This is a genomic window from Rathayibacter sp. VKM Ac-2760 (assembly GCF_009834185.1).
Taxonomy (GTDB): domain Bacteria; phylum Actinomycetota; class Actinomycetes; order Actinomycetales; family Microbacteriaceae; genus Rathayibacter.
Map to the genome: position 1 here is coordinate 146,030 of NZ_CP047173.1, position 11,438 is coordinate 157,467.

An 11,438-nucleotide genomic window follows, 5' to 3' on the forward strand; every position below is an offset into this window, starting at 1 on the left:
CTCGCAGCCCGGTGCGGTCCGATCCTGGGGGCGGGCGCGTCCGAACGCCGTGTTTCGGGCGTGTGAACGTCACCATCCCCAGAAAGCCGATTGCCGTCAAGAAGTTGGTATCGGGTGGGAGGCAGGCCACTCTTGTCCTATGCGCATGGACACTTCGGGGGCGGTCCGCGACATGCCCGCCCCTCCCGGGGTGGACGAGATCGCGGCGCGCTTCGGCGACCCCGTCCTCGCGTTCGCCCCGCAGCCCCGTCTCGAGGAGTTCGCGGCGGCCCAGACCATGGCGCTCGGACGCTTCGTCGAGATCTCCCTCTCCTACTCCTTCTTCAAGAATCCGCGCAATCGCGCCGACCCCGTCAACCACGTCCCGCTCACCCCGGAGCAGAAGCGCGCGATCGAGCGCGCCGAGAACGACCACCTCCCGCCGTGGATGGTCGACCAGGTCACCCGGATGCGGTACCCCGTGCTGTGGGAGGCGGTGCGCACCTCCGTGCCGATCCCCGCCGAGCGCAGCCGGCCGCTCGAGTCGCGCCTCGCCGCGCACATGGGCGACGTGCTCCGCAACACCTTCCCGGGCCGCGTGCGCACCCGCCGCGGCGGCATGCCGGTGGTCGCCGCCGCGCTCCGCGACGAGGACGTCGTCCGCGGCGTCCCGGTCGTCGTCGACGGCGAGGCCCTCCGCGGCTACCGCGTCGACACCGACCCCGACGTGGTCGCCATCGGCGCCCGCGTCGACGGCCGCTACATGACCGTCGTGCTCGACCGGAAGATCGCCCCCGACATCCGCATGGAGTTCGTCCGTCGTATCCCGCCACGTCCGGCCGCGACGCAGCAGCGCCGCTGACGCCCGAACGGGCGCGATCGGGCTCGGCAGCGGGCACGGTCGGACGCCGTCTCCGGGCCTGAACGGTCACGCTCCGTTCGCCCGGCGAGCCTTCGTCACGCTCCGAGGTCGGCTCCGCCGCTGCTCGTCGCGGCCGCCGTGCTGATCGCGCTCGCCCGCTCCTGACGCGATGCCCTCGGGCGTCAGGACCGCCCCGGCACCGCGATCCCGTGCTCGTAGGCGAAGACGACGGCCTGGATGCGGTCGCGGACGCGCAGCTTCATCAGGATCTTCGACACGTGCGTCTTGATCGTGGCCTCGCCGACGAAGAGCTCGGCGGCGATCTCGGCGTTGGACCAGCCGCGCGCCAGGTGCACGAGCACCTCGCGCTCGCGGTCGGTGAGCTCGTCGATGCCGGGGTGCGCCTCGGGCCGCGCGGGAGCCGCGGCGAAGCGCTCGAGCACGCGGCGCGTCACGTCCGGTGCGAGCATCGCATCGCCGCGCGCGACGACCTGGACCGCCTCGACCAGCTCCTCCGGCGACGCGTTCTTGAGCAGGAAGCCGCTGGCCCCGGAGGACAGCGCCTCGAAGAGGTAGTCGTCGCGGTCGAAGGTCGTGAGGATGAGCACGCTCGAGCAGAGCCGCGGATCCTTGACGATCTCGCGGGTCGCGGCGAGCCCGTCCATCCCGGGCATCTGCACGTCCATGCAGATCACGTCCGGGCACAGCTGCGCGGCGCGGTCCACGGCCTCGATCCCCGTGCGCGCCTCGCCGACGACGACGATGCCCGGCTCCGACTCGAGGATGGTGCGGAAGCCGGCGCGGACCAGCTCCTGGTCGTCGACGAGCAGCACGCGGATGTCGGCCGTCATGCGCGCCCCCCGCTCGCTCGCTCCCGGCGCCCCCACGACACCTCGGACGACGCTACCGGCTCCTCGGCGCCCGCGCGCGCGCTCGTCAGGGGGACGCGGGCGCGCACCAGGTAGCCGTCGCCGCTCGGGCCCACCTCGACGGTGCCGCCGACGGCCGCCGCGCGCTCGCTCATGCCGGTGTGCCCGAGTCCGCAGGACGTCGCGGCCACGGGGTGCGATCCCTCCCCGCCGTCGTCGGCGACCTCGAGCTCGACCGCGTCGTCGAGGTAGCGCAGGCGGACCTCGACGCTCGCGCCGCGGCCGGCGTGCTTGCGGACGTTGGTGAGCGACTCCTGCGCGATCCGGTAGAGGCTGAGCCCCACGGTCGCGGGGATGTCGCGGGGTGCGCCGATCGCGACGAGCACCGCCGGCAGGCCGGAGCCGGTCGCGGCGGCCACCAGCTCCTCGAGCTGGGCGACGCCGCGGGTCGAGGCCGCGTCGGTGAGCGCGTTCGGCACCGCGTCCTCGGCGCGGAGGGCGATCAGGATGCGATGCAGCTCCTCGATCGCCGAGCGCGCGTCGTTCTCGATCGCGCTCAGCGCCGTCGCGGCGCGCTCCGGGTCGCGGGCGAGCACCCGCCGCGCGGCGCCCGCCTGCACCCCCATCACGCTGACGTGGTGCGCGACCACGTCGTGCAGCTCGCGGGCGATGCGCAGCCGCTCCGACGACACCGCCTGGCGGGACGAGCGCTCGCGCTCGTCGTCGAGCTCGGCGGTGCGCGCCTCGAGCGCCTCCAGCCGGCGCGCCGACTGCCAGGACGCGTCGCCGAAGACGTAGGCGCTGCCGAAGTAGAGCAGGTTCGCGACGACGGCCAGCGCCGACTCGGCGACGTAGGGCGGCAGCATCCCCGCGGACTCCTCCGCCGGCAGCGGACTGCTCAGCGGCGCACCGGTGGCGAGCGTGACCAGCAGCCAGGTGAGCATGCCCACCGCGATGACGGTGCGCACGACGAGCGCGCGCCGTCGGTCCCGGCTCCAGGCCCCGACCGTGTAGAGCGCGAGGAAGAGGCAGATCTGGTTGAACAGCGACTCCGGCACCTGCAGGATCAGGCCCAGGGCGTAGACCCCGGTGAGCGCGACCGCCGTGACCGACGGGAACCGCCGCCGCAGCGCGAGCGGGAGGGTCATCGCGCCCGCCCAGAGCGTGCTCACGGCGGGGTGCGCGGCATCGGTGAAGCCGGCCGACGTGTAGAGCGCGACGGAGACGAGGGTCGCCACCAGCAGCACTCCGGCGATCACGGCATCGCGGACGTAGCCGGCCCGCGTCGGCGCTCGCCGCATCCAGCCCGCGTCGAGCGGGTCCGGAGCGACGGCGCCAGGAGGCATGCTCACCACGCTAATCGACGACGGTCGGGCAGGCCGCCCCACGAGTCCCCGCATGACGCCCCCCCTGGTGGTCGCGCAGCCGCCGTCGGCGACGTAGCGAGCAACGAAGCCGCGTCTCCTCTCGCCCATGCCTGCTGGTCGAGTAGCCCCGCAGGGGCGTATCGAGACCCGCTGTCACCGGCACTCCAGGGGACGTGGATCTCCATACGCCCGCTCCGCGGGCTACTCGATCAGCAAGGTTCGGGCCGGTGTGCGGCCCGCTCGATCAGCAGCATGCCCGCGGGCCGGCCGCTCGTCAGTCGCGCCCGGTGATGCCCGCGGTCGACGCGATCACGTCGCCCATCTTCTTGCCGAGCGCCTCGTAGAACATCGACAGCGGGAACTCGTCGTCCAGCACCGCGTCGGTCAGCCCGCGCGGAGCACCGAGCAGCACCTCGTCCGGCAGCCCGCGCGCCCAGGCCGAGGCGGGATGCGGCGTGACGGTCGCCGCGACGAGCGCGTAGGCGGCGAGCCAGTGCGCGGTCTTCGGCCGGTCGATCGAGCGCCAGTAGAGCTCGTCGATCGCGTCGGAGAGGGCGACGACCACGTCCGCGACGCTGTCCCACTCGAAGGCGAGGCGGGTGTCGGTCCAGTGCAGCACGCCGTGCTGGTGCAGCCAGGCGAAGAGCAGCTGCCCGCCGAGCCCGTCGTAGTTGCGCACGCGCGAGCCGGTCAGCGGGAAGCGGAACAGGCGGTCGAAGAGGATCGCGTACTGCACCGAGCGCGAGCGCGCCGCGAGCGCCTCCTCGTCGTCGTCGCGCCGCTCCTGCCCCGCCAGGCGCCGCTCGATCGCGACCGCCTCGCGGAACGCGGTCAGGTCGCAGCGCAGCTCCTCCAGGGAGTAGAGGAAGAACGGCATCCGCTGCTTGATCATGAACGGGTCGAAGGGGAGGTCGCCGCGCATGTGCGTGCGGTCGTGGATGAGGTCCCACATCACGAAGGCCTCCTCCGTGGCGCGCTGATCGGCGAGCATCCGGCGCGCGTCCTCCGGCAGCTCCAGCCGGGTGATCGCGGCGGCGGCCGAGACGACGCGGCGGAAGCGGGCGGCCTCGCGGTCGGCGAAGATCGCGCCCCAGGTGAAGGTCGGGATGCTCCGCATCGCGACGGTCTCCGGGAAGAGCACGGCGCTGTCGGTGTCGTAGCCGGCGGTGAAGTCGACGAAGCGCACCGGCACGAACAGCGCGTTCGAGTAGTCGCCCGCCTCCAGCTCGGCGACGAACCGCGGCCAGACCACCTCGACCAGCACGGCCTCGACGTGCCGGTCGCGGCTGCCGTTCTGCGTGAGCATCGGGAAGACGACGAGGTGCCGCAGGCCGTCGATCCGGTCGAGCTGCGGCTGGAAGGCCTGCAGCGAGTCGAGGAAGTCGGGGACGCCGACGCCCTCCGCGCTCCAGCGCTCGAAGTCGACGACGAGCGCCGCGAGGTAGGCGGCGTCGTGCGGGAAGGCGGGGGCGAGGGCGCGGATCGCGTCGACGATGCACTCGATCTCGGCGCGCGCGTCTCCGAGGCGGTCGGGGTCGGCGAGGGAGCCGTCCTTCGCCTGCAGTGGCTGGAGCGCCGTGGCGGCGGCCTTGAGGCGGAGCCAGTCGCGGGAGGTCTCGATCCGGTCCTCGACGACCTCGGGTTCTCCGACGACGGTGCTCCGCCCGACTGGGGCGCTCTGCACGAATTGCGACATGGTGATCCTCCTCACGCTCGAATATCCAAGGGATCGGGCTCGACTCGGCCCGACTTCGAGCGTAGGCGGGGGATCGCGCGCTTTTCTTGCGTGAGGCCGGAGCGAATCCGCGAGCTCGGCGATCCTCGCGCAGGACTCCGCCGCAATCGGCGACCCGCACGCTTCCCGCGCGTCGTATCAGCGCGACACCAGCCTTTTCGCAGCTAGGACCCCCCTTCCGGGGCTACATTCTCCAAGGTTCTGCCAAGGCTCCTCACGGGGGTCGAAGATAGGTCGGACATCACGGCCGCACTCACCCAGCGGCCATCCGATCGATACGACGCTCCGAACACCTGGCGGAGCGGCGAGGACGTCGGTCCATCCTGAGAGAGAGGATCGGATCGCGTGACGGGACCCGAACCCGGAAGCGACCACAGAACAGTCAGCATCGATCAGCAGTCCGAGACCGTCCGCCTCCTGCCCTGGCCGCAGGCGGATCCCGCCGAACTCCGCAGTGCTCTCGCGGAGTCGGACGACGGTCTCGAGACCGAAGGCGAGTTCCTCGACCGGCACCACCGCTACCTGCGCGGCTGGGCCGAGGGGAGCGCGTTCTTCTACGCGATCGAGCTCGACGGGCACTGCGTCGGCTCCATCGGCTATTGGTACGGCCATTCCCGCGGCGGCGTCGCGTACGAGACGGGCTGGAGCATCGCTCCCGAGGCCCGCGACCGCCGCATCGTCGCGCGCTCGGTGCGCCTGCTCCTCGAGGAGGCGGCGGTGTTCCCGATGCCGCGCTTCGTGCACGCGTTCGTCCCCGCGGACGACGCCGAGGACAGCGCGATCTGCGTGGAGGCCGGCTTCGACCGCATCGACGTCGTGGAGGCGGGTGACCCGCCCGCCCTCTACGCCGACTGGGCCTTCGACCTGGCCGACGTGGCGTAGTCCTCAGCACCGAAGCTCCCTCCTACCGCGGCGCCGGGCCGATTCGTGCTGATCGAGTAGCCCGCGGAGCGGGCGTATCGAGATCCACCTCCGCCGGACGTGCCGGTGACAGCGGGTCTCGATACGCCCCTGCGGGGCTACTCGACCAGCAGGAGGGGACGGAACGTCAGCTGATCGTGCCCCTCATCGCCCATCAGCGATGAGACCCTCGCGCAGCTGATGTTCTGTCATCGGGACCGCTCAGCGACGATCGCGGGAGGTCCTTGCTGATCGAGTAGCCCGCGGAGCGGGCGTATCGAGATCCACCTCCGCCGGGCGTGCCGGTGACAGCGGGTCTCGATACGCCCCTGCGGGGCTACTCGACCAGCGAGGGCGTCGTCGCGGGAGCCGGTGCGGTTCCCGCTGACGGCGGCCCGCGTCAGAGGCGGTGCGCCGCCAGCCACGGGCGCAGCACGTCGAGGAACTCGCCCGGGTGCTCGAGGCTCGGGAGGTGGGCCGCGGTCTCGAAGACGTGGCCGGCCGCGTCCGGGACGGTCTCGACGAGGTGCTCGAAGACGGGGAACGACTCCGAGATGTCGTGTGCGCCGACCATCACCAGCGTCGGCGCCGTGAGATCGACGAGACGGTCGTAGGCGGGGGGCTCGATCGCGATCGGCCGCGGCTTCTCGGTCTCGTGGCCGCTCCGGCCGCGGGCCAGCTCGCGCACCGTCTCGACGAACGCGGGATCGAGCGAGGCGGGGTCGCGCTCGGGCCCGAACGCCCACAGCTCCGCCTCCATCCGGGCGACGCGCTCAGGGTCGCCGGTGGTCAGCGCCGTGTCGATCTCGTCGAAGCGGCGGTCCTCCTCCGCGGTCAGCTCGGGGTAGGGGAAGCCGCCCACTCCGGCGCAGATCAGCACCAGACCGGTGACCCGGTCGGGGTGCTCGAGGGTCAGGTCGAGCACGAGGGATCCGCCGCGGGAGCAGCCGATCGCGGTCGCGCGCTCGACACCGAGGTGCTCGAGCACGTCCAGGGCGTCCTGCCGCTCGTCGTAGTCGACGTCCTCGGTCCGGCTCTCGCCGAAGCCGCGGGAGTCGTAGCGGACGACGAGGTGGTCCTCCGCGAGCGCGGGGACGACCGGGTCCCACATCCGCAGGTCGGCGACGCCCGCGTGCACGAGCAGGAGGGCGGGAGCGGAGGCGCGGCCGTCGGCCTCCCAGTGGAGGCTCCCGCCGGGAACGTCGAGATGCGGCATGCGCCCACGGTAGGCGCGCCTCCGCGGTGGTGCAACGACCGGCGCCTCCTAGGCTGGAGGCGGTGCGCCCGATCCGCGGCGACGATCCCCGCCAGCGAGCCGCCCGGCTCCGCCCGATCAGACGGAGGACGCCGTGGAGGGAGTGCTCACCGGCTTCGCCATCATCGGCACGGTCATCGCGGTCGGCTACCTGATCGCGCGGTTCGGCCTGGTGCCGCCCGAGGGCCGCGCCGTCCTCACGCGGATCGCCTTCTTCGTCACCACGCCGGCGCTGCTGTTCACGGTGCTCGCGCGGGCCGACGTGACGGTGCTGTTCTCCTCCTTCCTCCTGGTGTCGCTGATCGCGGTCGCGGTGGTCGCCCTGCTCTACGTGCTCGCCTCGCGGCTCTTCTTCCGTCGATCGCTGCCGGAGACGGTCATCGGCACCGCCGCCTCGTCGTACGTGAACGCCAACAACATCGGCCTCCCGGTGGCTATCTACGTGCTCGGCGACCCGCAGTGGGTCGCGCCGACGCTGCTGCTGCAGCTGCTCCTGCTCGCGCCGACGATCCTGACGCTGCTCGACGTGTCGACGAGCGGGCGCGCCTCGGTGCGCGGGATCCTCACCCAGCCGCTTCGGAACCCGATGATCATCGCCTCGGCGCTCGGCCTGGTCGTCTCCGTGACCGGAGTGCAGCTGCCGGCGCCGGTGCTCGAGCCGTTCTCGATCATCGGCAACGCGTCGATCCCGCTCGTGCTGATGGCGTTCGGCATGTCGTTGCGCGGGCAGCGCCCCCTCGAGCCCGGCCCCGGCCGCGTCGAGGTGGCCGTCGCCTCGCTGCTCAAGACGCTGGTGATGCCCGCGACCGCCTACCTGCTCGGCCGCTTCGCCTTCGCGCTCGACGCGGAGCACCTCTTCGCGGTGACGGTCACGGCCGCGCTGCCGACCGCGCAGAACATCTTCAACTTCGCCTCGCGCTACGACCGCGGCGTCGCCGTGGCGCGGGACACGGCCCTGGTGACCACCGTCACGGCGGTCCCGGTCCTCATCGCCGTGTCCCTCCTCCTGGGTTGACGACGGCGCCGGTCGACCGCCGCGCCCGGGCGGGCGTCGCTTAGGCTCTCCGGATGAGCACCACGACGACCTCCTCTCGCCGCGCCTCCGGCACCCCTCGCCGCCGCCGACGGGGCCTCTGGATCACCCTGACCGTCCTCCTGGTCCTCGTGATCGGCGCGGTCGTCGCCGTGTTCCTCGCGGTGCTGACCTACGACAAGGCCATGACGGTGCGTGCCAAGCTCACCTCCGCGATCCCGCTGGTCTCGCAGGTCGCCGACCAGCTCACCGGCTTCGACACGGCGGGCGCCGAGTCGACCGCCGGCCAGATCGCGACCCTCACCGGCGAGGCGCGCGACGAGACCGACGACGGAGTGTGGCGCGTGATGGAGATCGTGCCGTTCCTCGGCCCGAACCTCTCGGCCGTGCGCGCCGCGACCGAGATCGCCGACGACGTCTCCGCGAAGATCGTCACCCCGCTCTCCTCCACCTCGCTCGACGTGCTCAAGCCGGTCGACGGCCGGATCGACATCGCCGCGATCACCGACCTCTCCGACAAGATCACCGTCGCCAAGGGCGTCGTCGACGAGGCTCAGGCACGCGTCGAGGGGATCGACCGGGGCGCCCTCGTGCCGCAGGTCGCCTCCGCGCTCGACGCGTTCGCCCCGCAGCTCGAGACGGCGACCAGCGCGATGGACCAGGTGCAGCCGATCACCGCGATCCTCCCGGATGCGCTCGGCGCCAGCGGACCGCGCAGCTACCTCGTGCTCTTCCAGAACCTGGCCGAGGCGCAGGCCCTGGGCGGCGGCGCCTCCTCGGTGATGCAGCTGAACGTCGACGGCGGGGCGATCTCGGTCGGCACCCAGCAGTCGAGCCAGGACTTCCGCGATCTTCAGCCGGTCACCGTCGACCAGAGCGCGCTCGACACCTTCGGCGGCAACCTCGCCACCACGTTCAACGTGTCGACCAGCCGACCCGACTTCCCCACCGCCTCCTCGATCGCGACGCAGTTCTGGGCGCAGAAGTTCCCCGGGCAGAAGATCGACGGCGTGCTCGCGATCGACCCGGTCGCGCTGCAGTACCTGCTCGCCTCGACCGGTCCGGTGACGCTCGCCGACGGCACCGAGCTGACCAGCGAGAACACCGTCTCGACGCTGCTCAACAAGGTCTACTTCCGCTACTCGGCGGCGACGGTGGCGGACGAGACCGACGCGTTCTTCTCGGAGGCCAGCGCGACCATCCTCGGCAAGATCCTCGGCGGCGACATGGAGCCCTCGAAGATGCTGCCGGCCGTCGTGAAGGCCGTCGGCGAGAGCCGGATCCTGGCCTTCAGCACCGATCCGGAGGAGCAGGCGCTGATCGCGCCGACCCCGATCGCGGGTGTCCTGCCGACGGACAACGCGGACACGACGACCACCGGCGTCTTCTTCCAGGACGCCTCGATCGGCTCGAAGATGGACTACTACCTCGACACCGCGGTCACCCAGTCGAGCACGAACCGCTGCGCCGCGGGCGGCACGAGCTTCTCCACGCAGGTCACGCTGACCAACACCACCACCGAGAAGGTGGCGCGCACGCTGCCGAAGTACGTGGCGGCGAACGGCGGCAACCGCTTCCCGCTCGGCGACTTCGTCACCAACGTCTACGTCTACGGCCCTCCCGGCACGACGACCTCGCAGGCGCAGGCCTCCTGGTCCGACCCGCTCGGCGATTCGGCCCGCGTGTCCGACCCGACCGACGACCTCGGCCGGCCGGTCGCGCGCGTCTCGGTGCAGCTCGCTCCCGGCGAGTCCACGACGGTCACGGTCGGCTTCACGGCCGCCGACCCCGCGGCGACCTTCGGCGAGCAGGCGCTCCGCGTCACGCCGATGATCAACAAGACCGAGGTGACGCTCGCGGAGGACCCGACCTGCGCCGGCTGACGCGCGGCCCGATCCCCGGCTACGCCAGCGCGGAGCCGGGGATCGAGCTCGTGACGAGCCAGGAGGCGAGGAACGCCGCGCCGACGCAGAGCACGAAGCCGACGATCGGGATCCAGAACACCCGACGGCCGACGAGGTAGCGGACGACCGTCACACCCACGGCGATCAGCGTCAGGATCGGCGGGCCGAGCAGGGCGAGCGAGACGCCCCAGTCGATCCGGTCGTAGTCGCAGGCGATGTTCTGCCCCTCGCACTGCGCGGGGAAGACGGCGAGGATCGCGGCGAGGTACCCGAGCACCACGCAGAGCAGCCCGAGCGCGAGGGAGCCGAGGATCGAGAGCACGAGGTCCCAGCGGCGGCGCAGCGGCTTGCCGGCCGCGAAGGTCTCGCGGACCGAGCGGTACGCCTCGGTGCGGAACTCGTCGTGCGCGCGCGCCACGGCCGGCCGGCTCGCGGCGGCGCGCTGCGCGGTGGGGCCGGCCGGGGCGTCGGCGCGGGCGCGCTTCTTCTTCGAGGAGGCCACGGTCAGAAGATCATCGGTCGGTCGTCGTCGAGCGAGGTGTCGAGATCGAGGTCGACCACCACGGGCACGTGGTCGCTCGGGGCGTCGCCCTTGCGCTCGTTCCGGTGGATCGACGCGCCCGTCACCAGGTCGCCGAAGGCGCGCGAGCCGAGCACGAAGTCGATCCGCAGCCCCTCGTTGCGCGGGAAGCGCAGCTGCTTGTAGTCCCAGTAGGTGTAGCCCTCGGGCACGAGCGGGCGCACCACGTCGTGCAGGCCGGCGGCGGTGAAGGCCTCGAAGGCGGCGCGCTCCTCGGGCGAGACGTGCGTGGATCCGGGGCCGAGCGTCGGGTCGCCGACGTCGCTGTCGAGCGGAGCGACGTTCCAGTCGCCGACCAGCGCGAGCGGCAGGTCGGGCTCGGCCGCGAGCCAGGCGCGGGTGCTCGCCTCGAGCGCGGCGAACCACTCGAGCTTGTAGTGCCAGTGCGGGTCGCCGACCGCGCGGCCGTTGGGCACGTAGAGGCTCCAGACGCGTACGCCGTCGACCGTCGCGCCGATCGCGCGGGCCTCGAGCGGGAAGGAGCCGTCGGCGGCGGGCTCCTTGGCGAAGCCGGGCATGCCGGGGAAGCCGACCCGGACGTCCTCCATCGGCAGACGGGAGGCGATGCCGACGCCGTTCCACTGGCTGAGCCCGACCATCTCGACGTGGTAGCCCGCCTGGGCGAAGGCCTCGTGCGGGAACTGCTCGGGCTTGCACTTGAGCTCCTGCATGGCGAGGACGTCGACGTCCTCGCGCACCAGCCAGTCGACGACGCGGCCGGTGCGGGCCCGGATGGAGTTCACGTTCCAGGTGGCGATGCGCATTCCGGAAGTCTAGGAGCCGCCGCCGACACGACTCCTGCACGCGCCTCAGGCGGCCCCCTCCCCCCGAAGACGGATTGCGGAACCGGTGTCGGTGGTCGATGGTTGTCTTGCGCCGTCCCAGAAGCGGCCGCTCCTCCGCGCCGCTCGGTCCGAGCCCCGAAGCCCCGGCCGTCCCCGCTCCAGCCCGTTC

The 11,438-nt window shown here is 72.2% G+C and carries 10 protein-coding genes; 4 read left to right on the forward strand and 6 right to left on the reverse strand.

From position 1 onward, the window contains the following. Positions 1–145 precede the first annotated feature (145 nt). Positions 146–841 (forward strand): hypothetical protein, encoded by a 696-nt coding sequence (locus GSU72_RS00625; RefSeq protein ID WP_208545118.1) that lies wholly within the window; start codon positions 146–148, stop codon positions 839–841. A gap of 182 nt (positions 842–1,023) precedes the next feature. Here GSU72_RS00625 and GSU72_RS00630 read toward each other — a convergent pair whose 3' ends face one another. The 3 genes from GSU72_RS00630 to GSU72_RS00640 form a co-directional block, all read right to left on the reverse strand. Further along, on the reverse strand, positions 1,024–1,692 hold the full coding sequence (locus GSU72_RS00630) for a response regulator transcription factor (protein ID WP_159982838.1): 669 nt from the start codon (positions 1,690–1,692) through the stop codon (positions 1,024–1,026). Next, positions 1,689–3,056, reverse strand: a complete 1,368-nt coding sequence (locus tag GSU72_RS00635) for a histidine kinase (protein ID WP_244255913.1) — start codon at positions 3,054–3,056, stop codon at positions 1,689–1,691. The genes GSU72_RS00630 and GSU72_RS00635 overlap by 4 nt, the downstream gene beginning before the upstream one ends. A gap of 295 nt (positions 3,057–3,351) precedes the next feature. Further along, on the reverse strand, positions 3,352–4,773 hold the full coding sequence (locus GSU72_RS00640) for a DUF6421 family protein (RefSeq protein ID WP_159982840.1): 1,422 nt from the start codon (positions 4,771–4,773) through the stop codon (positions 3,352–3,354). Between the two features lie 384 nt (positions 4,774–5,157). On the opposite strand from GSU72_RS00640, the gene GSU72_RS00645 reads away from it, so the two are divergent. Further along, entirely contained in the window at positions 5,158–5,694 is a 537-nt protein-coding gene (locus tag GSU72_RS00645) for a GNAT family N-acetyltransferase (RefSeq protein ID WP_159982842.1), read from the forward strand. Positions 5,695–6,112: 418 nt separating this feature from the next. Here the strand turns inward: GSU72_RS00645 and GSU72_RS00650 are convergent, their stop codons facing one another. Beyond that, entirely contained in the window at positions 6,113–6,928 is an 816-nt protein-coding gene (locus GSU72_RS00650; RefSeq protein WP_159982844.1) for an alpha/beta fold hydrolase, read from the reverse strand. Positions 6,929–7,061: 133 nt separating this feature from the next. Here GSU72_RS00650 and GSU72_RS00655 point away from each other — a divergent pair, with 133 nt between their 5' ends. Further along, positions 7,062–7,982, forward strand: a complete 921-nt coding sequence (locus GSU72_RS00655; protein ID WP_159982846.1) for an AEC family transporter — start codon at positions 7,062–7,064, stop codon at positions 7,980–7,982. Positions 7,983–8,035: 53 nt separating this feature from the next. Further along, on the forward strand, positions 8,036–9,883 hold the full coding sequence (locus GSU72_RS00660; RefSeq protein WP_159982848.1) for a DUF4012 domain-containing protein: 1,848 nt from the start codon (positions 8,036–8,038) through the stop codon (positions 9,881–9,883). A 19-nt stretch (positions 9,884–9,902) separates the two neighbouring features. Here the strand turns inward: GSU72_RS00660 and GSU72_RS00665 are convergent, their stop codons facing one another. Together GSU72_RS00665 and GSU72_RS00670 are read right to left on the reverse strand one after the other, a co-directional pair. After that, complete coding sequence (locus GSU72_RS00665) at positions 9,903–10,406, reverse strand: hypothetical protein (protein WP_159982850.1); 504 nt, start codon at positions 10,404–10,406, stop codon at positions 9,903–9,905. 2 nt (positions 10,407–10,408) lie between these two features. After that, entirely contained in the window at positions 10,409–11,248 is an 840-nt protein-coding gene (locus tag GSU72_RS00670; RefSeq protein WP_159982852.1) for an exodeoxyribonuclease III, read from the reverse strand. Positions 11,249–11,438 lie beyond the last annotated feature (190 nt).

What these genes read in the sequence shown, in the direction of transcription:
- GSU72_RS00625 (WP_208545118.1), top strand. Translation starts at nt 146, where the DNA reads ATGGACACTTCGGGGGCGGTCCGCGACATGCCCGCCCCTCCCGGGGTG.
- GSU72_RS00650 (WP_159982844.1), bottom strand. Translation starts at nt 6,928, where the DNA reads ATGCCGCATCTCGACGTTCCCGGCGGGAGCCTCCACTGGGAGGCCGAC.
- GSU72_RS00635 (WP_244255913.1), bottom strand. Translation starts at nt 3,056, where the DNA reads ATGCCTCCTGGCGCCGTCGCTCCGGACCCGCTCGACGCGGGCTGGATG.
- GSU72_RS00640 (WP_159982840.1), bottom strand. Translation starts at nt 4,773, where the DNA reads ATGTCGCAATTCGTGCAGAGCGCCCCAGTCGGGCGGAGCACCGTCGTC.
- GSU72_RS00670 (WP_159982852.1), bottom strand. Translation starts at nt 11,248, where the DNA reads ATGCGCATCGCCACCTGGAACGTGAACTCCATCCGGGCCCGCACCGGC.
- GSU72_RS00630 (WP_159982838.1), bottom strand. Translation starts at nt 1,692, where the DNA reads ATGACGGCCGACATCCGCGTGCTGCTCGTCGACGACCAGGAGCTGGTC.
- GSU72_RS00660 (WP_159982848.1), top strand. Translation starts at nt 8,036, where the DNA reads ATGAGCACCACGACGACCTCCTCTCGCCGCGCCTCCGGCACCCCTCGC.